Consider the following 24688-nt stretch of genomic DNA (forward strand, 5'->3'; position numbering starts at 1 on the left):
CAGGGCTCAGTTGCGCAGCAGCGACGAGCCGCGCAGCGCCAGCGTCACCGGCAGGGTGCGGCTGCTCACCGGCTGCCCGGCGATCTGCGCCAGCAGGGTGTCCACCAGCACCGCGCCGGCCAGCTTGGTGTCTTGCTGCACCGTCGACAGCGCCGGATCGACGCTGGCCGCCACCGGGATATCGTCGAAGCCGGCCAGGGCCACGTCCTCGGGCACGCGCAGGCCGTGCTCGCGCAAGGCCTTCAGCGCGCCGATGGCGATCAGGTCGCTGGCGGCAAAGAGCGCATCGAAGCGCTCGCCTCGGCCGAGCAGGGCCAGCGCCGCCTCGTAGCCGGACTGCTCGGTGGTGATCGCATCGACCTGTAGCGCCGGCGTGGCCTCGGCGCCGGCCGCGCGCAGCGCCTGCAGGTGGCCGCGGTAGCGTTCCAGGAATTCGGGGTAATGGTTGGAGGCGTCGCCGAGGAAGGCGATGCGGCGGCGGCCCTGCGCCAGCAGGTGCGCGGTGATGTCGTGGCCGCCCTGGAAGTTGTCGCTGCCGATCGACACCCCCGGCTGCCCGGGCAGCACCGCACCCCAGCGCACGAAGTGCGTGCCCTGGTCGACCAGGTGCTGCAGCCGTTGCTGCGCCTGCAGGTAGTCGCCATAGCCGAGCAGGATCAGCCCGTCGGCCTTCTGGCTGTCGCCATAGTCGGCACGCCAGTTGTCCGACAACTGCTGGAACGACACCAGCAGGTCGTAACCATGGCGGGCGCAGGCGCGGGTGATCGAGCCCAGCATCGAGTGGAAGAACGGGTTGATCAGCGAGTCGTCGGTGGTCGGGTCTTCGAAGAACAGCAGCGCCAGGGTGCCGGCATTGCGCAGGCGCAGGCTGGAGGCGTGCTTGTCGACCTTGTAGTTCAGCTCGCGCGCGATCGCCAGGATCTTGCGCCGGGTCTGCTCGTTGACCGCCGGACTGCCGCGCAGCGCGCGCGAGACCGTGGGTTGCGACACGCCTGCCAGATAGGCGATGTCCAGCGATGTGGCCTTGCCTTTGATGACGGCGCGTCCGGGTGCGGGGAAAACGTCGGCGAAGCATGCCATGGCGGCTGTCGTAGCTCTTGCTGCGCTGCAGCGAGGATGGCGGCAGCGCCTCGTCTTCGAGGGCCTTACGTGGTTACCAAAAGGTATCGTTTTGAGAAAGAGTGGTTTACCATTTTCCCAATAACCTGATCCGGACATGGGTGGCCCGCGGCAACGCCGGCCGAGCGTGCGACATGAGCACTACCACCGCCCTCGCTTGAGTTCCCGCCCAAGGCTGTCCGAGCAGGCGCCCTTGTGGCGCCTTCTTTCTGTCCCGCGCCCAGACTGGCCTGCCGCCGAGGTGACGCGGACGCCATCCCCCCAGTTTCCCTTTCCGCCGACTCCCATGATCACGATCACGCTCCCCGACGGCAGCCGCCGCGAATTCGAACACCCCGTCAGCCCCATGGACGTGGCCCAGTCCATCGGCCCCGGCCTGGCCAAGGCGACCATCGCCGGCCAGGTCGACGGCCGCCTGGTCGATGCCTGCGACCTCATCGACCACGACGCCAGTCTGCGCTTGATCACCGCCAAGGACGCCGAGGGCGTGGAGATCATCCGCCACTCCTGCGCGCACCTGGTCGGCCACGCGGTCAAGCAGCTGTATCCCGAGGTCAAGATGGTGATCGGCCCGGTCATCGCCGAGGGCTTCTACTACGACATCTACAGCGAGCGCCCGTTCACCCCCGAGGACATGGCGGCGATCGAGAAGCGCATGCAGGAGCTGATCGCGCAGGACTACGACGTGATCAAGAAGGTCACCCCGCGCGCCGAGGTCATCGAGCTGTTCAAGCAGCGCGGCGAGGACTACAAGCTGCGCCTGATCGAGGACATGCCCGACGACGTCACCGCGATGGGCCTGTACTACCATCAGGAATACGTGGACATGTGCCGCGGCCCGCACGTGCCGAACACGCGTTTTCTCAAGGCCTTCAAGCTGACCCGCATCTCCGGCGCCTACTGGCGCGGCGACGCCAAGAACGAGCAGCTGCAGCGCATCTACGGCACCGCCTGGGCTGACAAGAAGCAGCTCGAGGCCTACATCCTGCGCATGGAGGAGGCCGACAAGCGCGACCACCGCAAGATCGGCAAGCAGCAGGACCTGTTCCACCTGCAGGAAGAGGGCCCGGGCCTGGTGTTCTGGCACCCCAAGGGCTGGTCGATCTGGCAGGTGGTCGAGCAGTACATGCGCAAGGTCTACCGCGACAGCGGCTACGGCGAGGTGCGCTGCCCGCAGATCCTGGACGTGTCGCTGTGGCAGAAGTCCGGCCACTGGGACAACTACCAGGACAACATGTTCTTCACCGAGTCGGAGAAGCGCACCTACGCGGTGAAGCCGATGAACTGCCCCGGCCACGTGCAGGTGTTCAACCAGGGCCTGCACAGCTACCGCGACCTGCCGATCCGCTACGGCGAGTTCGGCGCCTGCCATCGCAACGAGCCGTCCGGCGCGCTGCACGGCATCCTGCGCGTGCGCGGTTTCACCCAGGACGACGGCCACATCTTCTGCACCGAGCAGCAGATCGAGGCCGAGGTCACCGCCTTCCACCAGCAGGCGCTGAAGGTGTACGGCGACTTCGGTTTCGACGACATCCAGATCAAGATCGCCTTGCGCCCGGAAAAGCGCCTCGGCGACGACGCCACCTGGGACAAGGCCGAGGCCGCCCTGCGCGCCGCGCTCGGCGCCTGCGGCGTGGAGTGGCAGGAGCTGCCGGGCGAGGGCGCCTTCTACGGCCCGAAGATCGAGTACCACCTCAAGGACGCGATCGGCCGCACCTGGCAGCTCGGCACCATGCAGGTGGATTTCATGATGCCCGGCCGCCTCGGCGCCGAGTACGTGGACGAGCACAGCCAGAAGAAGCATCCGGTCATGCTGCACCGGGCCATCGTCGGGTCGATGGAGCGGTTCATCGGCATCCTGATCGAGCATCACGCCGGCATGTTCCCGGCCTGGCTGGCGCCGGTGCAGGCCGTGGTCATGAACATCACGGACGCACAGGCAGACTATGTAGACAACGTGCGGAAACTCCTTGCAAATCAAGGCTTCCGCATCGAGGCCGATTTGCGGAACGAAAAAATCGGTTATAAGATTCGCGAACACACGCTGCAGCGGGTGCCGTACCTGTTGGTCGCGGGCGACCGCGAGACGGAAAACGGCGCGATTGCGGTCCGTACGCGATCGGGGGAGGATCTGGGCACCATGTCGGTCGCCGCCTTCGCCGAACGGCTGCGCGCCGAGCAGTTGGCGTGACACCACCCTGGTGCGGACGGAGCTTCCGTCCGCGCCAGTCCGATTCCCCTGGGAGATTGCAACATCAGTACCCCTGACAACAAACAGAACCGCAAGAACCAAGAGATCCGCGTGCCGCGCGTGCGCGTGATCGGCGCGGACGGCGAGATGGTCGGCGTGTTGACCCGCGACGAAGCGCTGGCGCTGGCCGAAGAGGATGGACTCGATCTGGTCGAGATCCAGCCGCAGGCCGATCCGCCGGTCTGCAAGATCATGGACTTCGGCAAGTTCAAGTTCGAGCAGCAGAAAAAGGCCAACGAAGCCAAGAAGAAGACCAAGCAGGTCGAGATCAAGGAAATCAAGTTCCGTCCGGTCACCGACGAAGGCGATTACCAGATCAAGCTGCGCAACATGCGCCGTTTCATCGAGGAAGGCGACAAGGTCAAGGTCAATATCCGTTTCCGCGGCCGCGAGATGAGCCATCAGGAGCTCGGTCGCGAAATGGCCGCGCGGATCGAGGCGGATCTGGGCGAAGACATCGTCATCGAATCGCGTCCGCGCCTGGAAGGCCGGCAGATGGTGATGATGATCGCGCCGAAGAAGCGCTGACCCAGGCCAGGATCGCGCCCCGCCCCGTGCGGGCGCGCGGCCGCACGGGCGCCAACGGCGCCCACCGGCATGGTCATCCCGCGTTTTTTGCCCCGGCGCAGGCTGCGTGGTGGTGCCGTGCGCGCCGTTTTCGATTCCCTAGTCCCCATTCTCGATTCCCGGCGCGCCAGTGCGCGCCCACCCGAACCGCATGATTTGCAAGGCATTCCAAGCCCTGGCATAATGCGCGGCCCAGTTCATCGGGTTTGCCGCTCGCGCGGCAATAGGACCCGCCCGGATCCTCAGTGGATCAAGGGCTTACAAGCAGGTAAGGGCACGGACGGAAAGTGTGGCGCAGCCACCGCCCTGACCAGTGACAAAACACCATCAAGGACATTGCAATGCCCAAGATCAAGACCAACCGGGCGGCGGCCAAGCGTTTCCGCAAGACCGCCTCCGGCAAGTACAAGGCCGGCCACGCCAACCGTAGCCACATCCTCACCAAGAAAGCGACCAAGCGGAAGCGCAACCTGCGGCAGACGAACCACGTCCGTGCCGAGGACGCAGGCCGTCTGGACCGTATGCTTCCCTACCTCTGAGGACTGAACCATGGCTCGAGTCAAGCGTGGCGTCCAGGCGCGCCGTCGTCACAAGAAAGTTCTGAACCTCGCCAAGGGCTACTACAACGCCCGTCGCAAGGTCTTCCGCGTCGCCAAGCAGGCGGTGATCAAGGCGCAGCAGTACGCCTACATCGGCCGCAAGCAGAAGAAGCGCAATTTCCGTTCGCTGTGGATCACCCGCATCAATGCGGCGGCCCGCATCAACGGCATGAGCTACAGCCGTTTCATGAACGGCCTGCTCAAGGCCGGCATCACCCTCGACCGCAAGGTGCTGGCGGACATCGCCGTGCACGACGCGCAGGGCTTTGCCGCCCTGGCGGAGAAGGCGAAGGGCGCGCTGGCGGCATAAGTTTGCGAGTCCCTGCAGAAACCCGTGCGTCCACGTGCGGGGTTTCGGCGGGAGCCATCGCAGGCATGCAGGGGAAGGGCGCAAGTCCTTCCCCTTTTGCGTTTTTGGGCGTCCCGATGCGGGGCGCCTGCCGGGTAGGTGAGGTCCCGCATCGGCGGGACACGGTGGCCACGGTTCGGCCGGAGCAGTGAGGCGCGAGTGCAATGAGTGAGATCGATTCCCTGAGCGGGCAGGCGCTGGCGGATATCGCCGCGGCGCAGAGTCCGGAGGCGCTGGAGCAACTGCGGGTCGCGCTGCTCGGCAAGAGCGGCAGCATCACCGCCCAGCTCAAGCAGCTCGGCGCGCTGGCGCCGGAGCAGCGCAAGCTGGCCGGCGAGGCGATCAACCGCGCGCGCGACACGGTGTCCGCCGCGCTGGCCGAGCGCCGCACGCTGCTGGAGACCGCGGCGCTGGACGCGCGCCTGGCCGCCGAGCGCATCGACGTGACCCTGCCGGGCCGGCGCGGCGAACGCGGCGGGCTGCATCCGGTCACCCGTACCCTGGAGCGCATCACCGAGATCTTCGCGCGGCTGGGCTACGAGCTGTCCGACGGCCCCGAGATCGAGGACGACTGGCACAACTTCGAGGCGTTGAATTTCCCGCCGCACCACCCGGCGCGGGCGATGCACGACACCTTCTATTTCGGCGACGGCCGCCTGCTGCGCACCCACACCTCGGGCGTGCAGGTGCGCTACATGGGGGAACATGCGCCGCCGCTGCGCATGATCGCCGCCGGCAAGGTCTACCGCAGCGACAGCGACCAGACCCATTCGCCGATGTTCCACCAGGTCGAAGGCCTGCTGGTCGACGAGCACGCGACCTTCGCCGACCTCAAGGGCACTCTGGCCGAGTTCGTGCGCGCGTTCTTCGAGCGCGATTTCCAGATGCGCTTCCGTCCCAGCTACTTCCCCTTCGTCGAGCCCGGCGCCGAGGTCGACATCGCCTGGCAGCAGCCCGACGGCAGCACCCGCTGGCTGGAAGTGCTCGGCTGCGGCATGGTCCACCCGAACGTGCTGCGCAACGTCGGCATCGACCCGGAGCGCTACACCGGCTTCGCCTTCGGCATGGGCGTGGAGCGCTTCGCGATGCTCCGCTACGGCGTCAACGACCTGCGCGCCTTCTTCGAGAACGACGTGCGGTTCCTGCGGCAGTTTGCTTGAGGCTGGGAGTCGGGAAGCGGGAATCGGGAATGGGCAAAGCAACGCAAAGGCTCGTTTCCCCTCTCCGTTTCCGTTCCTAGTAGACCGCGTCTTCGATTCCCCATTCTCCATTCCCGATTCCCGGCCCTTCCATGAAATTCAGCGAAAACTGGCTGCGCAGCCACGTTCCGACCCAGGCCACGCGTGAGCAGCTCACGGCGACCCTGACCGCCATCGGCCTGGAGGTCGAGGAGGTCGTGCCGCTCGGCGACGGCCTGCAACAGGTGGTGGTGGCGCGGATCGTCGAGGCTGCGCCGCATCCCGAGGCCGACCGGCTGCAGGTGTGCCGGGTCGATGCCGGGCAGGGCGAATTGCTGCAGATCGTCTGCGGCGCGCCCAATGCGCGCGCGGGCCTGGTTGCGCCGCTGGCGCTGGTCGGCGCGCAGGTCGGCGGCATCGCGATCAAGCCGGCCAAGCTGCGCGGCGTCGCGTCCAACGGCATGCTGTGCTCGGCCAAGGAGCTGGGCCTGGACAGCGACGCGTCCGGCCTGTTCGAACTGCCCGACGATGCGCCGATCGGCCAGGCGCTGATCGAGTATCTGGGCCTGCCCGACGCCAGCATCGAGATCAAGCTCACGCCCAACCGCGCCGACTGCTTTGGCGTGCGCGGCATCGCCTACGACGTGGCCGCGGCCTGCGGCAGCGACGTGCTGCCGCTGGCGGTGACGCCGGCGGCGGTGAGCAGCGAGCGCACGCTGGCGGTGACGCTGGATGCGGGCGCCGATGCGCCGCGTTATTGCGGCCGCGTGGTCGAGGACCTGGATCCGGCGGCGAAGACGCCGCTGTGGATGGCCGAACGCCTGCGCCGCAGCGGCGTGCGTCCGCTGTCGCTGCTGGTGGACATCACCCAGTACGTGATGCTGGAACTGGGCCAGCCGATGCATGCCTTCGACCTGGACACCTTGCAGGGCCCGGTCGGCGTGCGCCACGCGCGCGACGGCGAGACCCTGACCCTGCTCGATGGCCGCGAGGCCGTGCTGGATCCGGCGTTCCTGCTGATCACCGATGCCGATCGGCCGGTGGCGCTGGCAGGCCTGATGGGCGGCCACGCCACCCGCGTGACCGAGACCACCTGCCACGTGTTCCTGGAGGCCGCGCATTTCGCGCCGGCCGCGATCATGGGCCGCGGGCGCAAGCTCGGCCTGCACACCGATGCCGGTCACCGCTTCGAGCGCGGCGTGGATCCGGCGCTGCCGCGGCAGGCGCTGGAGCTGGCCACGCGGCTGGTGCTGGAGCTGGCCGGCGGGCGCGCCGGCCCGGTGGTCGAGGCCGCCTTGCCCGAATTCCTGCCGGCGCCGGCACCGATCGCGCTGCGCCGCGCGCGCATCCTGCGCGTGCTCGGCATCGAGATCGCCGACGCCGACGTGGAGCGCATCCTGCGCGCGCTGGGCATGGACGTGGTCGCCTCGGCCGACGGCTGGCAAGTCACCGCGCCGAGCCGCCGCTTCGACGTCGCCATCGAAGAGGATCTGATCGAGGAGCTGGCGCGCATCCACGGCTACGACCGCCTGCCGACCACCTTGCCCGGCGGAGCCACGCGCATCGCCATGGACAGCGAGACCCAGCTGGACGAGCGCAGCGTGCGCCGGCAGTTGCTGGCGCGCGATCTGCTGGAAACCATCAACTACGCCTTCGTCGATGCCGCGCTGCTGGACCAGTGGGGCCTGCACGACGGGCGCGTGGCCCTGGCCAATCCGCTCAGTGCCGAACTGGCGGTGATGCGTCCGTCGCTGCTGCCGGGGCTGGTCGCCGCGCTGGGCCGCAACGCCGCGCGCCAGGCCGTGCGCGTGCGCCTGTTCGAGCTGGGCAAGGTGTTCGCCGCGGCGGCGGAAGCCGGCGCCGCGCCGACCGAAACCCAGCGGGTGGCGGCGGCGGTGTGCGGCGATGCCGACGCCCTGCAATGGGGCCTGCCGGCGCGCAAGGTCGATTTCCACGACCTCAAGGGCGACCTGGACGCCTTGGCCGCGGCCTCCGGCGCACGCCTGGACTACCGGCCGTCGGCGCACCCGTTCGCGCATCCGACCCGGTCGGCCGACGTCTATCGCGACGACGTGCGGATCGGCTGGATCGGCCAACTGCACCCGCGGCTGCTGCAGGCGATGCAGATCGACGTCGATGTGCTGGCGTTCGAGCTGGACCTGGCGCCGCTGGCCGCGCGTGCCCTGCCGCGCGCCGCCGAGCTGTCGCGGTTCCCGTCGGTGCGTCGCGACCTGGCGGTGGTGGTGCCGGACGCGGTGAGTTGGGCGGCGCTGGCGCGCAGCGTGCGCGCGGCGGTGGGGCCCTTGCTGCGCGAGGTCGTGCTGTTCGACCGCTATGTCGGCGCGGGGGTCGAGGCTGGTTGCAAGAGTCTCGCTATGGGCTTGATTTTGCAGGACAACACGCGCACTCTGACAGACCGCGACGTGGAGGCGGTGGTCGCCGATGCGGTGGCCGCGCTGGCGCGGGAACACGACGCGCGGATGCGTGGTTGAGAAGGACAGGGGATAGCAGGGCGATGGCGTTGACCAAAGCGGAAATGGCCGAGCGGTTGTTCGACGAAGTCGGGCTGAACAAGCGCGAGGCCAAGGAATTCGTCGATGCGTTCTTCGACGTGCTGCGCGATGCGCTCGAGCAGGGGCGGCAGGTGAAGCTGTCCGGTTTCGGCAACTTCGACCTGCGCCGCAAGAACCAACGGCCCGGCCGCAATCCCAAGACCGGCGAAGAGATCCCGATTTCGGCGCGGACGGTGGTGACCTTCCGCCCCGGACAGAAGCTCAAGGAGCGAGTGGAGGCTTATGCTGGACCCGGGCAGTAACCGCGAACTTCCGCCGATTCCGGCCAAGCGCTACTTCACCATCGGTGAGGTCAGCGAGCTGTGCGACGTCAAGCCGCATGTGCTGCGCTATTGGGAGACCGAATTCCCCAGCCTGGAACCGGTCAAGCGGCGCGGCAACCGGCGCTACTACCAGCGCCACGACGTGCTGATGGTGCGGCAGATCCGCAGCCTGCTGTACGAACAGGGCTACACCATCGGCGGCGCGCGCCTGCGCCTGGAAGGCGAGGGTGCCCGCCAGGAATCGGCGCTGAGCAACCAGATCATCAAGCAGGTGCGGCAGGAGCTGGAAGAAGTCCTGCAGTTGCTGCGGCGGTGAGCCATGGCGGCGCTGCTGCCGCTAGGAATGGCCGCGGCAAACCCGCTATAATCGCCAGCTCGCCGCAAGGCGGGTCCGCCTTGACGGCGGAGACGCAACACACCGGGGTATAGCGCAGCCTGGTAGCGCACTAGTCTGGGGGACTAGTGGTCGTCGGTTCGAATCCGGCTACCCCGACCATCTTTCGAAGGCCCATGTCTGCGACATGGGCCTTTTTGTTTGGGCGCGTCGGATCGGCGGCGCGCGTGCGGCCGGTGTCGGCAATGGGCTGCCTGCCGGGATGGCAACGCGTGTCGGTATCGCGACATAGGGCGATCTGTATCGGCGCAGAGAGGCTGGCGCGTCGCCGTAGACAAAATGCGCGGGATTGCGCTGTCCCGCGACGAGGTCGTCGCCCCACCAGAGCGGAAAGCCCCATGGGAACTGGGAGCTGCGCAGCGTCAATGCCTTGACATTGATCACGTTAACATCGCGTCGATGGAACGTTCACGGGTCCTTGCTACGCTGAATAGCCGGACATGTAGTTGAACCCTCACGTTACTGCGTCAAAAAAATGTCGGGTAACGCCTTGGTGGCGGCAGATGCCTGTGCCATAGTGCGTTGCAACACGAAGCTTCGCTGTTGGCCAGGGCCGTTCGTCCCAGGTAGGAATTGACACCGTAATCATCCTCCGACCGGGAACGGAACCCTGGCCGGCTGGGGGAGTGCGGCGCTTCGAAAACCAATCGACAGAGGGCATCAGCATCGCGCATGGGTAAACTTTCCGTGACCTTCCAATGGGCGCTTGCCCTGTTCTGCCTGGGGCTGCTGTCCGCATGCAGCAGCGGGCCGGCGATGCGTACCGACCTGCCGGCGGGCGATCCGCTTGCCGCTTCAATGGGCAAGCCGGAATACCTGCTCGGCCCGGGCGACCTGCTGACGGTCAAGGTGTTCCAGGTCGACGATCTGGAACGGCAGGTGCGGGTCGACAACGAGGGCCGCATCTCGCTGCCGCTGATCGGCGACGTGAAGGCCGCCGGCTCCAGCGTCAATGGGCTGCAGAAGGAGATCGCCGACCGCTACCGCAACGGCTATCTGCAGAACCCGCAGGTGTCGGTGCTGGTCGACGAGTTCACCGGCAACCGGGTCACGGTCACCGGCGCGGTCAGCGAGCCGGGCATCTATCCCATCCAGGGCTCCGCGCTGACCCTGCAGCAGGCACTGTCGCTGGGCAAGGGCGTCAGCGACGTGGCCAGCCGCGGCAATGTGGTGGTGTTCCGCACCGTCGGTGGACAGAAGATGCTGGCGCGTTTCGATCTGCGCGAGATCCAGAAGGGCGCCGCGCCGGATCCGGCGATCTACGGCGGCGACATCGTGGTGGTGTACCGCTCCGATGCGCTGGTACTGCTGCGCACCGTGGTGCAGCTGACCCCGTTCGTGATGGTCTGGAGGGCCTACCGATGAGCGCCTCCACCTTGCCTCCCGCTTCCGCGCCGCGCCCGCGTCCTGTGGGTGCCCCGCTGAGCCCGGCCGACATCGGCCTGCTGGATTACTGGAATGCGCTGTACCGGCAGCGTTGGCTGATCATCGGCATCACCGGGGCAGTCGTCCTGCTGGCGTTGCTGGTCCTCCTGCTGATGACGCCGAAGTACCGCGCCACCAGCGTGCTGCAGATCGAGCGCGAATCGCTCAACGTCGCCAATGTCGCCAACCTGATGCCGGTGGAATCGCCGCAGGATCGCGACTTCTACCAGACGCAGTACGAACTGCTCGGCAGCCGGTCGCTGGCGCGGCAGGTGATTCGCGAGGCCAAGCTGACCGAGGCGCCGGCGTTCAAGCCGCTGGTCGATGAAGCCCTGGAGAAGCTGCAGGACAACGGCGACGGGCGTGCGCCGACGCCGCAGGCGCGTGCCGCCGCGGCGGAGAACGCGCTGGTCGGTCCGGTGCTGGACGCCTTGACCATCGAGCCGGTGCGCGACTCGCGCCTGGTGCGGATCAACTTCGATTCGCCCGACCGCGTGCTGGCCACGCGCGTGGCCAACACCTACGCCAAGATGTTCATCGCCTCGACCCAGGAACGCCGCCTGCAGGCGTCCTCGTTCGCCGCGCGCTACCTGTCCGAACGCCTGGCGCAGCTGCGCGACAAGGTCGAGGAGTCGGAGAAGAACGCGGTCGACTATTCCAGCCAGGAACAGATCGTGTCGATGGGCGAGGACAAGCCCTCGCTGCCGACGCAGAACATGAGCGAACTGAATGTGCGCCTGGCCGCGGCGCAGGATGCGCGGATCAAGGCCGAGGCGGCCTGGCGCCAGGCCGGCATCGGCGACGGCATGGGCCTGCCGCAGGTGGTCAGCAACCCGTTGATCCAGAATCTGCGCGCCGAGCAGGCCAAGATGACCGCCGACTACCAGCAGAAGCTGGCGACGTTCCAGCCCGGCTACCCGGAGATGCAGCGCCTGCAGAACCAGATCGCCGAGACCAAGCGCCAGATCGCCGACGAGGTCGCCAATATCCGCAGCGCGCTGAAGAACGACTACGAGTCGGCGCGTCAGCAGGAAACCTTGCTGGCCGACCGCATCGCCGCGCTGAAGAACGACGAACTGGACCTGCAGACCCGCAGCATCCGCTACACCATGCTGCGCCGCGAGGCCGACACCAACCGCCAGCTCTACGACGCGCTGCTGCAGCGCTACAAGGAGATCGGCGTGGTCGGCAACGTGGGCACCAACAACATTTCGATCGTCGACCGCGCCGATGTGCCGGGCAAGCCGAGTTCGCCGAAGAAGCTGCTCGGCCTGGCGCTGGCCTTCGTGTTCGGCCTGTTCCTGGCGGTGGCGGTGGCGCTGGTGCGCTACTTCATCCGCGAGGCCGAAGCCGCGGCGGCGGCCTCGGCGTGATGTCGCGGTGTCATGGCGCGCCGCACCGCGCGAGGCGCGGGTGCGTGCCGCACCGCACACAACGGCATCGGTTCGACGCACAGTCTTCAGTGAGGTGATACGTGGTTCAGCTAGGCAATGAGGTGCTCCATTATTTTCCAGCGCGGTTGTACGAAGACGTTGTTCTGTTGAAGTAATCACGGGCTGCCGTGGACCTGGGGTCGGCGAGGGAGGCGCCGCAGCGGTCCACAGGCAGGCGAAATCGAGGCCCGGCGGCGTCGCATGTTCCCCCGCATGCCGATCGACCGGGTTTGGATAGGAATCCCGATCATGCTTTTGGCAGACCTGAGTAGCGCCACCTATACGACCTCCTCGCCGCGCATGTTGTCCAAGTACGCGGCCGCGGCAGACATCCTGTTGCGCGTGTCCGACCTGACCGTCATGGTCGGCGGCGCGTTGCTCACCCACCGGTTGCTGTTCGGCACCTGGATGCCGGAACCGGCCTACCGGGTGGCGATTGGCACCACCCTGCTGTACGCGGTGATCTGCTTCGCGCTGTTCCCGCTGTACCGCAGCTGGCGCGGGCGCGGCCTGTTGCGCGAGATGATGGTGTTGAGCCTGGCCTGTGGCGGTGTGTTCGCCCTGTTCGCCATGCATGCCTTCGTGGTGCAGTTCGGCCAGCAGGTCTCGCGGCTGTGGATCGGCACCTGGTTCGTCACCAGCCTGGCGACGCTGCTGCTCTCGCGCACCCTGGTGCGCGGCGTGCTCAACCGGCTGCGCTCGGAAGGCGTGGACGTGCAGCGCGTGGTCGTGGTTGGCCTGCGCCATCCGGTGGTGAAGATCCACAACTACCTGAGCCGCAATCCCTGGGTGGGCATGCAGGTGGTGGGCTACTTCAGCAGCGACTACGACCTGTCGGTGGCCGACCATCCGCAGAAGCTGCAGTGCCTGGGCGAGGGCACCGCCGACGCGCTGATCGACTACCTCGACGACCACCAGGTCGAGCAGGTGTGGATCTCGTTGCCGTTGGGCGAACGCGACCATATCAAGCAGCTGCTGCAGCGCATGGACCGCTATCCGATCCAGGTCCGGCTGATTCCCGATCTGTTCGACTTCGGCATGCTCAACCAGTCCGGCGACCAGATCGGCAACGTACCGGTGATCAACCTGCGCCAGGGCGGGGTGGACCGCAACACCTACTTCGTGGTTGCCAAGGCGCTGCAGGACAAGCTGGTGGCCCTGGCCGCACTGGCCGTGCTGTGGCCGCTGATGCTGGCGATCGCGGTGGGCGTGAAGCTGAGCTCGCCGGGTCCGGTGTTCTTTCGCCAGCGCCGCCACGGCCTGGGCGGGCGCGAGTTCTACATGTACAAGTTCCGCTCCATGCGTGTGCAGCAGGAGCCCAGCGACGTGGTGGTGCAGGCCACGCGCGGCGACAGCCGGGTGACCCGTTTCGGTGCGTTCCTGCGCCGCACCAGCCTGGACGAACTGCCGCAGCTGTTCAACGTGCTCGGCGGCAGCATGTCTGTGGTGGGGCCGCGTCCGCACGCGGCGCAGCACAACACCCACTACGAAAAGCTGATCCACCATTACATGCAGCGGCACTACGTCAAGCCGGGCATCACCGGCTGGGCGCAGGTCAACGGCTTCCGCGGCGAGACGCCGGAACTGCGCACGATGAAGAAGCGCATCCAGTACGACCTGGACTACATCCGCCGCTGGTCGTTGTGGCTGGACACGCGGATCATCGTGCTGACCGCGTTCAAGGTGCTCGGGCAGAAGACCGCCTACTGATGCGCCCGATGCGTTTTCTTCCCGCCGACCGTGTACAGCGCCGGCGCCGCCTCCGCGTCGCCGTCGTTCCCGTGCTGCCTGCGTCGAATGACGTGGCGCGCGACACGTTTCTGCCGCGCGTGACGGCAGCCGATGGCCGCGTTGGCGTGCAACGCGCCGCCGCCGCAGCGAGGTGCGCATGCTGAGCGTGCCGGACATGCCGCTGCGCGAGCAGCGCCGCAACCTGCTGATCGAGCTGGTGCTGCTGTTCGCCGTCGGCTACAACTTCGTGCTGGCGGTGATCAACGCCAAGGTGTTCCGGGTCAGCCCGGCGATGACCTACGCGGTGGAACTGGCGGTCTATGCGGCCTGTTTCCTGCTAGGTATGCGCGCGCTGGACCGCAAGCGCATGGCGATGGTGTTCACCGGCATCGCGCTGCTGGCGCTGCTGATGCTGGTGCGCCTGTTCATGGCCTGGACGCTGGATCCGAAGTTCTTCCGCGATGCGCTGATCCCGTTCGCCTTCCTGCTGCTCGGCGCGGCCTACACCGGCTCGCTGCCGCGCATGTTCGTACGCATGGCGCTGCTGGTGTCGCTGGTGGCGGTGTTCGAACTGGCGCTGCCCAAGGTTTACGGCGACGTGGTCAACCCCAAGAGCTATTTCGTCAACGCGCGCGGCGCCAGCGCGTCGAGCTTCTGGAATCAGGACAGCAACCTGTTCGTCAGTGCGACACGCCCGGGCGCGCGCAATTTCCTGCCGTCGTCGAACCTGCCGCGCGCCTCCTCGGTATTCATCGAGCCGGTGACGATGGGCAACTTCATCATCTTCTTCACCGCGATCCTGCTGACGTTCTGGCGCTGGATGCGGCCGCTGGCGATCGTCGCCTCGGTGGCGATGATCGGCTTCCTGATCGTGGCCTCGGACGGGCGCCTAGCCGCCGGTACCTGCGTGATGATGGCGCTGTTGAGTCCGTTGCTGCTGCGCATGGACCAGCGCCTGGGCTTCTTGATCTTCTTCGCGGTGATGGGCGGAGCGTGGCTGCTGGTGTGGGCCTCCGGCATTCAGAGCTACGAGGACACCACGTTGGGCCGGGTGTTCTTCACCGTCGATTCGATCCGCAGGATGAGCGCCGATGCGTGGATGGGGCTGGACGTGGACCAGCCGTACCGCTACTTCGACAGCGGCATCGCCTACTTCATCTCCTCGCAGTCTGTGCTGCTGGTGCTGGCGTTCCTGCTGGCGTACTCGTTCGCGATGCTGATGCGCACCATCGAAGGGCAGCTGTTCAAGAACCTGCTGATCTTCGCCTTCTCGCTGAGCCTGCTGGTCTCCAACGGCTATTTCTCGATCAAGACCGCGGCGCTGTGGTGGTTCGTCTGCGGGTGCCTGTGGCAGATGACGCCCCGCCTGCGCGAGTCAGCCGCAGTGCCTGCGGCGCCGGCTCCCCGCATCCCGGCGGTGCCGGCATGAGCGCGCCCGCCACGGCCGTCTCCGCGTCCGTGCCGGCGCAGGGGCGCGGCGCACGGGCGAGCGCGCCGCGCGACATGCGCATCGATGCGGCCAAGGCGATCGCGATCCTGCTGGTGGTGTTCGGCCATGCCAAGGGCATTCCGCACGCCTACGTGATCCTGGCCTACAGCTTCCACGTGCCGATGTTCTTCCTGTTGTCGGGCTGGGTCGGCGAGGCCTTCGGCAACCGCCCGCTGACCCTGGCCACGGTCGGCAAGCTGGCGCGCAGCCTGTTGTTGCCCTATGTGGCGTTCTTCTTCGTTGCCTACGCGTACTGGATGCTGACCCGGCACATCGGCAGCAAGGCGCAACTGTGGGGCGACCGGCCGTGGTGGGAGCCGCTGCTGGGCCTGGTCAGCGGCATCGGGCCCAAGCTCTACGTGATGCCTGCGCTGTGGTTCCTGCCGGCGCTGTTCGTGACCACGCTGGCCTATCTGGCGCTGCGTCGTACGCTGTCGTTGCCGGTGCTGGCCGGGCTTTCGTTGCCGCTGGCCTGGGGTTGGGCGTGCTGGTTCCCGGGGCAGGACATGCGCCTGCCGTTCTCCCTGGACGTGCTGCCGGTGGCGTTGTGCTTCTTCGCGATCGGCGCGCTCGCCGCGACGCGGGCGCAGTGGTGGCCGGCACGGCCGGCCGGCAATGCGCTGGCGGCGCTGCTGCTGGGCGCGGCCTGGTTCGCGATCGCCTGGCACAACGGCCGCGTCGACGTGAACATGCTCAAGTTCGGCGATTCCCCGCTGGGGTTCCTCGCCGCCAGCCTGCTCGGCAGCGCCATGGCGCTGTGCGTCGCCGGGCTGGTGCGGCAATGGGGCTGGCTGCAGTGGATCGGGCGCAACACCTTGCTGATCCTGTGCACGCACACCTTGCTGTTCTCGGTGATGGCCGGCGTCGCCGCCCGCACCGGTCTGGTCCGCGGCGATGCGTGGGGACCGGCCTGGGCGGTGTCGGTGAGCGTGCTGGCGGTACTGATCAGCGTGCCGATCCGCGTGGTGCTGGTGCGGATCGCGCCGTGGATGATCGGCGTGCGCCGCAGTGCGGTCGCGGGAGCGACGGCATGACGGCGGCGCTGCGGGCCGCGCACGGGCGCGACGGAGGCCGGGCATGAAGGTGGTGCATGTGGTGCGCCAGTTCCATCCGTCGGTCGGCGGCATGGAGGAGGTGGTGCTGAATATCGCGCGCCGCCATCTGCAGCATGGCCGCGACCAGGTCGAGGTGGTGAGCCTGGACCGGGTGTTCACCGATCCGCAACAGCGCCTGGCGTCGCGCGACAGCCACCAGGGCGTACCGATCGTGCGCTTGCCGTATCGCGGTTCCTCGCGCTACCCGCTGGCGCCGTCGGTGCTGTCGGCGGTGCGCGGTGCCGATCTGCTGCACGTGCATGGCATCGACTTCTTCTACGACTTCCTGGCCCTGACCCGGCCGCTGCACCGTGTGCCGATGATCGTGTCCACCCATGGCGGTTTTTTCCATACCACCTATGCCTCGCGCCTGAAGATGCTCTGGTTCAAGACCCTCACCCGTGCCTCCGCACTTGCCTACGCGCGGGTGGTGGCGACCAGTGAGAACGACGGCCAGCTGTTCTCGCAGGTGGTCGCGCCGCAGCGGCTGCGGGTGATCGAGAACGGGGTGGACGTGGACAAGTTCGCCGGGCAGGGCAGCGCCACGCCGGGGCGCACGCTGATCTACTTCGGGCGCTGGTCGGTCAACAAGGGCCTGCTGGAGACCCTGGACCTGGTGCGCGCGCTGGCCGCGCAGGATCCGGCCTGGCAACTGATCGTGGCCGGGCGCGAATACGACTTCAGCATGGCCGACCTGCAGCAGGCGATCGCCGAGCGCGGCCTGCAGCAGCGGGTGCGCCTGCAGGTGGCGCCGACCCAGGCGCAACTGGCGCAGTTGCTCGGCAGCGCGCAGTACTTCGTGTGCCTGTCGCGGCACGAGGGGTTCGGCCTGGCCGCGGTGGAGGCGATGAGCGCGGGGCTGCTGCCGATCCTCAGCGACATCCCGCCGTTTGCGCGCCTGCACCGCGAGTCGGGGCAGGGCGTGCTGGTCGACCCGGCCGATGCGCAGACAGCCGCGGCCACGGTGCGTGCCTTCGCCGCCGGCACCGATGCGGACTTCGCCGCGCAGCGCGCAGCGGCAATGGCCTACGCGCATCGCTACGATTGGGACCGCGTGGTCGGTGCCTATCTGGACGAGTACCGCCTGGCGCTGGGCGGCACGGAGGGCGGCCGATGAGCGGCGAGAGCCAGCGCCATGGCACGTCGCAGCAGGCCGCGCCGGCGGTCACCGTGCTGCTGTCCACCGAGCGCCCGACCGCGACCACCAATCCCTATCTGACCCAGCTCTACGCGGCACTGCCGCCGCAGGTGCAGCTGCGCTTCTTCTCGATGCGCGCGGCGCTGCTGTCGCGCTACGACGTGCTGCACCTGCACTGGCCGGAGTACCTGCTGCGGCATCGCACGGCGCTCGGCACGCTGGCCAAGCAGCTCTGTATCGCCGTTCTGCTGCTGCGCCTGCGCCTGGCCGGCGTGCCGCTGGTGCGCACCCTGCACAACGTGGCGCCGCACGAGGACAAGGGCTGGCGCGAACGCCTGCTGCTGCGCTGTATCGACCGCCAGACCGTGCGCTGGATCCGCATCAATGCGACCACGCCCGCACGCGTGCCGGCCACCGACACCATCCTGCACGGCCATTACCGCGACTGGTACGCGACGCTGCCGCAACCGCCGCGGGTGCGCGGGCGCCTGCTGCACTTCGGGCTGCTGCGCCCGTACAAGGGCGTGGAGACGTTGATCGCGACGTTCGGCGCATTGCCCGATCCCCAGCTCAGCCTGCGCATCGCCGGCAACCCGATCGATGCGCAGATCCGCGGCGTGGTCGAGCGCGCCTGCGCCGAGGATCCGCGGATCAGCGCGCGCCTGCAGTACGTGGAGGACGCGGTGCTGGCGCAGGAGATCGGCGAGGCGGAACTGGTGGTGCTGCCGTACCGGCAGATGCACAACTCCGGCACCTTGCTGCTGGCGCTGTCGCTGGCGCGCCCGGTGCTGGCGCCGTGGAGCGAGGCCAATGCTGCTATCGCCGACGAAGTCGGCGCGCAGTGGGTGCAGCTGTACCAGGGCGAGCTGGATGCGGCGCAACTGGCGCAGGCCCTGGCGCAGGCGCAGCAGGTGCCCGCCGATGCCGTGCCGGACCTGTCGCGGCGCGACTGGAACGGCATCGGCCTACAGCACTACCGCAGCTATCTGCAGGCGCTGACCGCGCGCCGCGGGGAGGACGCATGAGCAGCGCCGAGACACCGCGGCCGGCAGCGCCGCAACCCGGACTGGGCGCCCGCGCCGCCGGCGGCGCGGCCGTGACCATGGCCGGGCAGCTGGCCAAGATGGTGGTGCAGTTCGGCGGCATCATTCTGCTGGCGCGGCTGCTGACGCCCTACGACTACGGCCTGATGGCGATGGTGACGGCGATCGTCGGCATGGCCGAGATCCTGCGCGACTTCGGCCTGTCCTCGGCGGCGATCCAGGCCAAGCACGTCAGCCGCGAACAGCGCGACAACCTGTTCTGGATCAACAGCGGCATCGGCCTGGCGCTGGCGATCGTGGTGTTCCTGTCCTCGTCGTGGATCGCGCACTTCTACCGCGAGCCGGCCCTGCTCGGCATCTCGCAGGCGCTGGCGGTGACCTTCCTGCTCAACGGCATGACCACGCAGTACCGCGCGCACCTGAGCCGTGCGCTGCGCTTCGGCCAGGTCTCGCTGAGCGACGTCGGCGCGCAGGTGCTGGGCCTGCTGGCCGGCGTCGGCGTGGCCCTGGCCGGCTACGGCTACTGGGCGCTGGTCTGGCAGCAAGTGGTACAGGCCCTGGTCAATCTGCTGATCGCCGGCGCCTGTGCGCGCTGGCTGCCGCGCGGCTACCGGCGCGATGCGCCGATGCGCACCTTCCTGAGCTTCGGCTGGAACCTGATGGCCGCGCAGCTGCTCGGCTACGCCAGCCGCAACGTCGGCCAGGTGATCATCGGCCACCGCATCGGCGCCGAGGCGCTGGGCCTGTACAACCGCGCGTTCCAGCTGCTGATGATGCCGCTGAACCAGATCAACGCACCGGCCACCTCGGTGGCGCTGCCGGTGCTGTCGCAGCTGCAGGACGATCCGCCGCGCTTCGGCAACTTCCTGCTGCGCGGGCAGACGGTGATGGTGCACCTGATCGTCGCGCTGTTCTCCTTCGCCTGCGCGCTGGCGATGCCGTTGATCGTGCTGGTGCTGGGCGAACAGTGGCGGCCGGCAGTGCCGCTGTTCCAGGTACTGACGCTCGGCGGCATCTTCCAGACCGCGTCCTACGCCACGTACTGGGTGTTCCTGGCGCTGGGCCTGATGCGCCAGCAACTGGTGTATTCGGTGGTCGGGCGGGTCATGCTGATCGCCTGCATCTTCGCCGGCTCGCTGTGGGGCGTGATGGGCGTGACCGTGGGCTACACGCTGGGCTTGTTGGTGATGTGGCCGCTGTCGGTGATCTGGATCGCGCGCATCGCGCCGCAGATCCCGGCCTGGGAACTGTTCAACAACGCCTTGCGCGCGGTGCTCGGCTACGGCGTCTGCGGCGTTGCCGCGTACTTTGCCGCACAGCAGTGGGGTGGCGCGTCGTTGTGGCTGCAACTGATCGTCGGCGCGGTGGCGATGGCGCTGGGCTGCCTGCTGGTGTTCGCGCTGTGGCCGGCGTTCCGCCGCGACGTGCTGGCGATCCTGCAAATGCGCACGCTGCTGCGCCAGGCGCGGGGGCCGCGATGAACGCCGGATTGCCGCGTCTTTCTTTCCCTTCCACCCGCCTAGGAGCGAGCGCATGAGCGATTCTTCCGCAGCGGCGCTGCCCGCATCGGCACCGGCCGCGGCCACCAGTGGGCGTGCGCCGTGCTATCTGGTGCTGTCGGCGCACGACTACCGCACGCCGCGTCGCGCCAACATCCACTTCATTGCCGACGAGCTGGCCAAGCGCGGCCCCACGCGGTTCTTCTCGCTGCGCTACAGCCTACTGTCGCGGCTCAAGGGCGACCTGCGCCTGCCGCTGGACACGACCGCCAACCAGGTGGTCCGCCACAACGGCGTGGACTGCTATCTGTGGCGCGCGCTGCTGCATCCGTTCAACACCCGGCGGCGCTGGCTGCGGCCGCTGGAAGACCTGATGTTCAAGGTCTACGCGGCGCGCGCGCCGGCCACGTTGATCCGCTGGATGCGCGAGGCCGACGTGATCGTGTTCGAGAGCGGCATCGCAGTGGCGTTCATCGCGCTGGCGGCGCGGATCAACCCGACCGCACGCAAGGTGTACCGCGCCTCCGATGGGTTGAGCACGATCAACGTCGCCGACTACATCGAGCGCGAATTCGACCGCGTGGCGCCGAGCCTGGACGTGATCGCACTGGTGTCGCCGGCGATGGCCGAGGAGGTCGCCAGCCGCCACAACGTGTACCACGTCGGCCACGGCGTGGACCACGATCTGCACACGTTGGGCGACCCGTCGCCGTACGGCGAGGGCATCCATGCTGTGGCGGTGGGCTCGATGCTGTTCGATCCTGATTTCTTCGTCGCCGCCAGCCGCGCCTTCCCGCAGGTCACCTTCCACGTGATCGGCTCGGGCATGGGGCGCGCGCCGGGCTATGGCGACAACGTGGTGGTGTACGGCGAGATGAAGCACGCCGAGACCATCCGCTACATCAAGCACGCCCGCTTCGGCATCGCGCCGTACGCGTCCGAGCAGGTGCCGGCGTATCTGGCCGACAGTTCGATGAAGCTGCTGCAGTACGACTTCTTCGGCCTGCCGGCCGTCTGTCCCAATGCCGTGGTCGGCCGCTATCCGTCGCGCTTCGGTTACACGCCTGGCGACGAGGCGTCGATCATCACGGCGATCGGGCAGGCGCTGCAGGCGCCGCACGTGCGCCATCGGCAGTGCCTGAGCTGGTCCGATACCACCGACCGGGTGCTGGACCCGGCCGCCTACCCGGAGACCCGTCTGTTCGCCGACGGCGTGGCCTGAGTCCACGCCCCGGCTTGTCCGCCGTACCCCCCGCGCAACCAAGGAGGACCGATGTCCGCATTGCAAAAATGGATCGATTACGAAGAGCGCCGGGCGCTGTTCTGGTGGAAGCCGAAGAACGGCGAGATCAACGTGGGCGATCATCTTTCCAAGATCATCGTCTCCAACGTGCTCGGCCAGCGCGACCGCACCTTGCTGGACAAGCGCGACAAGCGCACGCGGCTGATCGCGATCGGCTCGGTGCTGCACTTCGCCCGCGACGGCGACACCGTGTGGGGCAGCGGCGTCAACGGCAAGATTCCCGCCGACCGCCATACCTTCCGCCAGCTCGATGTGCGTGCGGTGCGCGGCCCCAAGACCCGCGCGTTCCTGCGCGAGCGCGGCCTGCAGGTGCCGGAGGTCTACGGCGATCCTGGTTTGCTGATGCCGTTGTTCTTCCCGCACGAGGCGCTGTTGGCGCCATCGGCGCGGCAGCCGTTCCTGGTGGTGCCGCACTTCAACGAACCGTTGGACAAGTATGCGCAGTACAAGGACCACCTGGTGCTGCCGAACCGCCAGCCGGCCGCCTTCGTGCGGCAATTGCTCGGCGCCGATCTGGTCGTGTCCAGTTCCCTGCACGGGTTGATCCTGGCCGAAGCCTACGGCGTGCCGTCGGTGTACCTGGACTGGGGCAACGGCGAGGACCGCTTCAAGTACGACGACTACTACGCCGGCACCGGCCGCGGCCGCTGGCATGCCGGGCACACGGTGGAGGAATGCGTGGCGCTGGGCGGCAATACCGTGTTCGACCTGGCCGCGGTGCAACGCGGCCTGCTGGAGAGCTTTCCGCATGACCTCTGGTGAACGCGCGACCGCCGAGGTGCTGGCGCTGGGCGGCTATCCGATCCTGCGCAGCACCGAGACCGAGTTCGTTGCCGCGTTGTTGCAGGCGCTGGCGCGCGGCGAGCGCCGCCAGGTGTTTTTCGCCAACACCAACTTCGTGGTGCAGTGCCAGGCTCTGTGCGAGCGCCTGGCCGCGCCGGACGTGTGCATCGTCAACGACGGCATCGGCATGGACCTGGGCGCGCTGCTGGTGCACGGCCGCCGCTTCGCCGGCAACCTCAACGGCACCGATCTGATTCCGGCGCTGTGCCGGCAGAGCCCGCGGCCGCTGCGCTTCTTCCTGCTCGGCGGCCGTCCCGGCGTGGCCGACGCCGCGGCGCAGACCTTGCGGCAGTCGCTGGGGCAGCAGGTGGTCGGTACCTGCGATGGCTATGCCGAGTTCGCCGCGGCCGGCGACGGGCTGGCCGCACGCATCAACGCCAGTGGCGCCGACGTGCTGCTGGTGGCGTTCGGCAATCCGCTGCAGGAGCGGTGGCTGCTGCAGCAGGCGGGACAACTGCAGGTGCCGCTGGCGTTCGGCGTGGGCGCGCTGCTGGACTTCCTGTCCGGCACCGCCCGGCGTGCGCCGGCCTGGGTGCGCCGGCTGCGCCTGGAATGGATCTACCGCCTGCTGCGCGAGCCGCGGCGCCTGCTCAAGCGCTACAGCTGGGACCTGCTGGTGTTCTTCGCGCTGTGCCTGCGGCATGGCAGGCGGCTGGGCGCCATGCCGCCTGCACGCGACTCGCTGCGCCCCTCGTGACGTCGAGCGGCCGCCGCCGCGGAAATGGCGCGGCCTGACATCCGCACGGCCGTGCGCCGGATTAGACTGGACGCATGTCCAGCGCCGCCGCTTTCCGAATCGCCGCCTTGGTGCGCGACCTGTCGCTGCTGCCGCACCCGGAGGGCGGGCGCTACGCGCGCGTGCATACCTCGGCCCTGATGGTGCAGCACGAGCAGACGTTGCGCCCGGCCTGCACCGCGATCCGCTTCCTGCTGGCGCAGGGCGAAGTCAGCAATTGGCACCGCATCGATGCCGACGAGACCTGGCAATGGGAAGAGGGCGGTGCTCTGGAACTGCTGGGCTTCGATCCGCAGCATGGCCTGCAGCGCTACCGCCTGGATGCCAGCGAGCGCGGCGGCATGCCGTCGGTGGTGATCGCGGCCGGCACCTGGCAGGCCGCGCGTCCGCTGGCCGACTACTGCCTGGTGCGCTGCGTGGTGGCGCCGGGGTTCCTGTGGGAGCGCTTCGAACTGCTGGCGGACACCGACCCGCTGGCCACGCACCTGCCGAAGCTGGCGGACTGATGCCGGGGCGGCGCGGGGTGCGCGCAGCGACCGCGCCGGGGGCCGTGGCTCGCAGGCTCGGCCCGGCGTTGTGCCTGGCGGCGGCGTTGCTGGCGGCGGGCGTGCCCGCCGTACAGGCGCAGACCGCGACGCCGGCCGCACCAGCCCATCCGCCGGTGGTCGACCTGGAGGCGGTGCTGGTGAGCGGGCGCCAGCCCGGCCCGGGGCTGTGGCAGGTCCGCCGCGGCGATCACGTGCTGTGGATCCTCGGCACGGTGTCGCCGCTGCCCAAGCGCATGCAGTGGGAATCGGGCGAAGTGGAGCGGGTGATCGCCCAATCGCAACAGGTGATCGCGGCGCCGACCCTCACCCTGGACTCGGGCCTGGGCATGTTCCGCAGCCTGATGCTGCTGCCGTCCTTGCTCAAGGCGCGGCGCAATCCCGACGACCGCACCCTGCAGCAGGTGCTGCCGCCGGAGCTGTATGCGCGTTGGCTGCCGCTGAAGGCGCGCTACCTGGGCCGCGACGGCAGCGTGGAACGCTGGCGGCCGGTGTTCGCGGCGCAGGAGCTGTACGAAGCGGCGATGCGCACTTCCGGCCTGAGCCTGGGCAGCGTCGTGCAGCCGGTGATCGCGCGTGCGGCCAAGCGCGCCAGGGTGCCGATCGTGCCGGTGGTGGTGGAGGTCAAGGTGCCCGACGCCAAGCGCGCGCTGCAGGAGTTCCGGGCGACCTCGCTCAACGACAGTGCCTGTTTCGCGCGCACCTTGCAGGTCATCGATCGCGACCTGGAGACGATGCGCCAGCGCGCCAATGCGTGGTCCGAAGGCGATCTGGACACGCTGGCCGCGCTGCCCGCCAACGATCAGTACCGGGTCTGCCTGGACGCGGTCGGCGAAGCGGCGATCGCGCGCAAGCTGGGCCTGGGCGATGTGCGCCAGCGTGCGCAGGCGGCCTGGTTGCAGGCGGCCGAGCGGGCGCTGGCGCAGAACCGCTCCAGTTTCGCGGCGTTGCCGATGCAGACCCTGCAGGAGCCGGGCGGGCCGCTGGATCGGCTACGCGCCAGCGGCGCCGAGGTGATCGCGCCCTAGGTCACGCGCTGGAGACGCCGGGGCAATCGGAAGCGGCATGAGGCGCATCGAGAACCGTGCGCAATGCCGCAAGCAGGCACGGCATGCG

General features: G+C 68.3%; 22 protein-coding genes and 1 tRNA gene. 22 read left to right on the plus strand and 1 reads right to left on the minus strand.

The annotated features are described in order from the left end of the window. Positions 1 to 6: 6 nt before the first annotated feature. Positions 7 to 1080, minus strand: coding sequence for a LacI family DNA-binding transcriptional regulator (locus tag SLW52_RS11670; RefSeq protein ID WP_052250749.1), 1074 nt, complete (start codon positions 1078 to 1080; stop codon positions 7 to 9). Between the two features lie 325 nt (positions 1081 to 1405). On the opposite strand from SLW52_RS11670, the gene thrS reads away from it, so the two are divergent. The 22 genes from thrS (at position 1406) to SLW52_RS11780 (ending at position 24600) form a co-directional block, all read left to right on the plus strand. Next, positions 1406 to 3310 carry a threonine--tRNA ligase gene (gene thrS / locus SLW52_RS11675; RefSeq protein WP_017911219.1) on the plus strand — a complete coding sequence of 635 codons (1905 nt, stop codon included), beginning with the start codon at positions 1406 to 1408 and terminating at the stop codon, positions 3308 to 3310. 63 nt (positions 3311 to 3373) lie between these two features. Continuing rightward, on the plus strand, positions 3374 to 3898 hold the full coding sequence (infC, locus tag SLW52_RS11680) for a translation initiation factor IF-3 (protein WP_304412340.1): 525 nt from the start codon (positions 3374 to 3376) through the stop codon (positions 3896 to 3898). 380 nt (positions 3899 to 4278) lie between these two features. Further along, a complete protein-coding gene (gene rpmI, locus SLW52_RS11685; protein WP_010342861.1) occupies positions 4279 to 4476 on the plus strand; it encodes a 50S ribosomal protein L35 in 198 nt (65 codons plus the stop codon). Positions 4477 to 4486: 10 nt separating this feature from the next. Continuing rightward, the gene (rplT, locus tag SLW52_RS11690) at positions 4487 to 4846 is read left to right on the plus strand and encodes a 50S ribosomal protein L20 (protein ID WP_010342859.1); all 360 of its coding nucleotides are present in this window, start codon (positions 4487 to 4489) and stop codon (positions 4844 to 4846) included. Positions 4847 to 5049: 203 nt separating this feature from the next. Next, positions 5050 to 6045 carry a phenylalanine--tRNA ligase subunit alpha gene (gene pheS / locus SLW52_RS11695; RefSeq protein WP_010342858.1) on the plus strand — a complete coding sequence of 332 codons (996 nt, stop codon included), beginning with the start codon at positions 5050 to 5052 and terminating at the stop codon, positions 6043 to 6045. A gap of 131 nt (positions 6046 to 6176) precedes the next feature. Beyond that, positions 6177 to 8555, plus strand: coding sequence for a phenylalanine--tRNA ligase subunit beta (gene pheT / locus SLW52_RS11700; protein WP_320740503.1), 2379 nt, complete (start codon positions 6177 to 6179; stop codon positions 8553 to 8555). 23 nt (positions 8556 to 8578) lie between these two features. Then, positions 8579 to 8878 (plus strand): integration host factor subunit alpha, encoded by a 300-nt coding sequence (locus tag SLW52_RS11705; protein WP_003466661.1) that lies wholly within the window; start codon positions 8579 to 8581, stop codon positions 8876 to 8878. After that, the gene (locus SLW52_RS11710) at positions 8859 to 9215 is read left to right on the plus strand and encodes a MerR family transcriptional regulator (protein ID WP_009597860.1); all 357 of its coding nucleotides are present in this window, start codon (positions 8859 to 8861) and stop codon (positions 9213 to 9215) included. Before SLW52_RS11705 ends, SLW52_RS11710 begins: the two co-directional genes overlap by 20 nt. A gap of 103 nt (positions 9216 to 9318) precedes the next feature. Continuing rightward, positions 9319 to 9395 (plus strand) — tRNA-Pro (locus SLW52_RS11715). 570 nt (positions 9396 to 9965) lie between these two features. Beyond that, positions 9966 to 10658, plus strand: coding sequence for a polysaccharide biosynthesis/export family protein (locus SLW52_RS11720; protein ID WP_267123798.1), 693 nt, complete (start codon positions 9966 to 9968; stop codon positions 10656 to 10658). After that, complete coding sequence (locus SLW52_RS11725) at positions 10655 to 12091, plus strand: GumC family protein (protein WP_320740502.1); 1437 nt, start codon at positions 10655 to 10657, stop codon at positions 12089 to 12091. Before SLW52_RS11720 ends, SLW52_RS11725 begins: the two co-directional genes overlap by 4 nt. 309 nt (positions 12092 to 12400) lie before the next feature. Continuing rightward, complete coding sequence (locus tag SLW52_RS11730) at positions 12401 to 13861, plus strand: undecaprenyl-phosphate glucose phosphotransferase (protein ID WP_148829266.1); 1461 nt, start codon at positions 12401 to 12403, stop codon at positions 13859 to 13861. A 178-nt stretch (positions 13862 to 14039) separates the two neighbouring features. Next, entirely contained in the window at positions 14040 to 15311 is a 1272-nt protein-coding gene (locus tag SLW52_RS11735; RefSeq protein WP_267083243.1) for a polysaccharide biosynthesis protein GumE, read from the plus strand. Further along, the gene (locus SLW52_RS11740; protein ID WP_320740501.1) at positions 15308 to 16405 is read left to right on the plus strand and encodes an acyltransferase family protein; all 1098 of its coding nucleotides are present in this window, start codon (positions 15308 to 15310) and stop codon (positions 16403 to 16405) included. Before SLW52_RS11735 ends, SLW52_RS11740 begins: the two co-directional genes overlap by 4 nt. A gap of 43 nt (positions 16406 to 16448) precedes the next feature. Next, entirely contained in the window at positions 16449 to 17582 is a 1134-nt protein-coding gene (locus SLW52_RS11745) for a glycosyltransferase family 4 protein (protein ID WP_320740500.1), read from the plus strand. Further along, positions 17579 to 18628, plus strand: a complete 1050-nt coding sequence (locus SLW52_RS11750; protein ID WP_320740499.1) for a GDP-mannose--glycolipid 4-beta-D-mannosyltransferase — start codon at positions 17579 to 17581, stop codon at positions 18626 to 18628. Before SLW52_RS11745 ends, SLW52_RS11750 begins: the two co-directional genes overlap by 4 nt. Continuing rightward, positions 18625 to 20127 (plus strand): lipopolysaccharide biosynthesis protein, encoded by a 1503-nt coding sequence (locus SLW52_RS11755; protein WP_267115127.1) that lies wholly within the window; start codon positions 18625 to 18627, stop codon positions 20125 to 20127. The genes SLW52_RS11750 and SLW52_RS11755 overlap by 4 nt, the downstream gene beginning before the upstream one ends. A gap of 52 nt (positions 20128 to 20179) precedes the next feature. After that, positions 20180 to 21367 carry a glycosyltransferase family 1 protein gene (locus SLW52_RS11760; protein WP_320740498.1) on the plus strand — a complete coding sequence of 396 codons (1188 nt, stop codon included), beginning with the start codon at positions 20180 to 20182 and terminating at the stop codon, positions 21365 to 21367. A 51-nt stretch (positions 21368 to 21418) separates the two neighbouring features. Next, a complete protein-coding gene (locus SLW52_RS11765) occupies positions 21419 to 22210 on the plus strand; it encodes a polysaccharide pyruvyl transferase family protein (protein ID WP_267084505.1) in 792 nt (263 codons plus the stop codon). Then, on the plus strand, positions 22197 to 22988 hold the full coding sequence (locus SLW52_RS11770; RefSeq protein ID WP_267084506.1) for a WecB/TagA/CpsF family glycosyltransferase: 792 nt from the start codon (positions 22197 to 22199) through the stop codon (positions 22986 to 22988). Before SLW52_RS11765 ends, SLW52_RS11770 begins: the two co-directional genes overlap by 14 nt. Before the next feature lie 74 nt (positions 22989 to 23062). Further along, positions 23063 to 23533 carry a cupin domain-containing protein gene (locus SLW52_RS11775; RefSeq protein WP_017916102.1) on the plus strand — a complete coding sequence of 157 codons (471 nt, stop codon included), beginning with the start codon at positions 23063 to 23065 and terminating at the stop codon, positions 23531 to 23533. Between the two features lie 44 nt (positions 23534 to 23577). Beyond that, positions 23578 to 24600: a TraB/GumN family protein gene (locus SLW52_RS11780; RefSeq protein WP_320740497.1), complete on the plus strand. Its 1023-nt coding sequence runs from the start codon at positions 23578 to 23580 to the stop codon at positions 24598 to 24600. The last annotated feature ends 88 nt before the right edge of the window (positions 24601 to 24688 follow it).

It is taken from the genome of Xanthomonas sp. LF02-5 (genome assembly GCF_034105325.1).
In the GTDB taxonomy this organism is placed as follows: domain Bacteria; phylum Pseudomonadota; class Gammaproteobacteria; order Xanthomonadales; family Xanthomonadaceae; genus Xanthomonas_A; species Xanthomonas_A sontii.

Excerpts from the sequence above, each read along its gene's own strand:
- SLW52_RS11725 (WP_320740502.1), top strand. The coding sequence starts at position 10,655 with ATGAGCGCCTCCACCTTGCCTCCCGCTTCCGCGCCGCGCCCGCGTCCT.
- SLW52_RS11770 (WP_267084506.1), top strand. The coding sequence starts at position 22,197 with ATGACCTCTGGTGAACGCGCGACCGCCGAGGTGCTGGCGCTGGGCGGC.
- rpmI (WP_010342861.1), top strand. The coding sequence starts at position 4,279 with ATGCCCAAGATCAAGACCAACCGGGCGGCGGCCAAGCGTTTCCGCAAG.
- SLW52_RS11745 (WP_320740500.1), top strand. The coding sequence starts at position 16,449 with ATGAAGGTGGTGCATGTGGTGCGCCAGTTCCATCCGTCGGTCGGCGGC.
- SLW52_RS11730 (WP_148829266.1), top strand. The coding sequence starts at position 12,401 with ATGCTTTTGGCAGACCTGAGTAGCGCCACCTATACGACCTCCTCGCCG.
- rplT (WP_010342859.1), top strand. The coding sequence starts at position 4,487 with ATGGCTCGAGTCAAGCGTGGCGTCCAGGCGCGCCGTCGTCACAAGAAA.
- SLW52_RS11710 (WP_009597860.1), top strand. The coding sequence starts at position 8,859 with ATGCTGGACCCGGGCAGTAACCGCGAACTTCCGCCGATTCCGGCCAAG.
- SLW52_RS11670 (WP_052250749.1), bottom strand. The coding sequence starts at position 1,080 with ATGGCATGCTTCGCCGACGTTTTCCCCGCACCCGGACGCGCCGTCATC.
- SLW52_RS11740 (WP_320740501.1), top strand. The coding sequence starts at position 15,308 with ATGAGCGCGCCCGCCACGGCCGTCTCCGCGTCCGTGCCGGCGCAGGGG.
- SLW52_RS11760 (WP_320740498.1), top strand. The coding sequence starts at position 20,180 with ATGAGCGATTCTTCCGCAGCGGCGCTGCCCGCATCGGCACCGGCCGCG.
- SLW52_RS11705 (WP_003466661.1), top strand. The coding sequence starts at position 8,579 with ATGGCGTTGACCAAAGCGGAAATGGCCGAGCGGTTGTTCGACGAAGTC.
- pheS (WP_010342858.1), top strand. The coding sequence starts at position 5,050 with ATGAGTGAGATCGATTCCCTGAGCGGGCAGGCGCTGGCGGATATCGCC.
- SLW52_RS11735 (WP_267083243.1), top strand. The coding sequence starts at position 14,040 with ATGCTGAGCGTGCCGGACATGCCGCTGCGCGAGCAGCGCCGCAACCTG.
- thrS (WP_017911219.1), top strand. The coding sequence starts at position 1,406 with ATGATCACGATCACGCTCCCCGACGGCAGCCGCCGCGAATTCGAACAC.
- SLW52_RS11755 (WP_267115127.1), top strand. The coding sequence starts at position 18,625 with ATGAGCAGCGCCGAGACACCGCGGCCGGCAGCGCCGCAACCCGGACTG.
- SLW52_RS11765 (WP_267084505.1), top strand. The coding sequence starts at position 21,419 with ATGTCCGCATTGCAAAAATGGATCGATTACGAAGAGCGCCGGGCGCTG.
- SLW52_RS11720 (WP_267123798.1), top strand. The coding sequence starts at position 9,966 with ATGGGTAAACTTTCCGTGACCTTCCAATGGGCGCTTGCCCTGTTCTGC.
- pheT (WP_320740503.1), top strand. The coding sequence starts at position 6,177 with ATGAAATTCAGCGAAAACTGGCTGCGCAGCCACGTTCCGACCCAGGCC.
- SLW52_RS11750 (WP_320740499.1), top strand. The coding sequence starts at position 17,579 with ATGAGCGGCGAGAGCCAGCGCCATGGCACGTCGCAGCAGGCCGCGCCG.
- SLW52_RS11775 (WP_017916102.1), top strand. The coding sequence starts at position 23,063 with ATGTCCAGCGCCGCCGCTTTCCGAATCGCCGCCTTGGTGCGCGACCTG.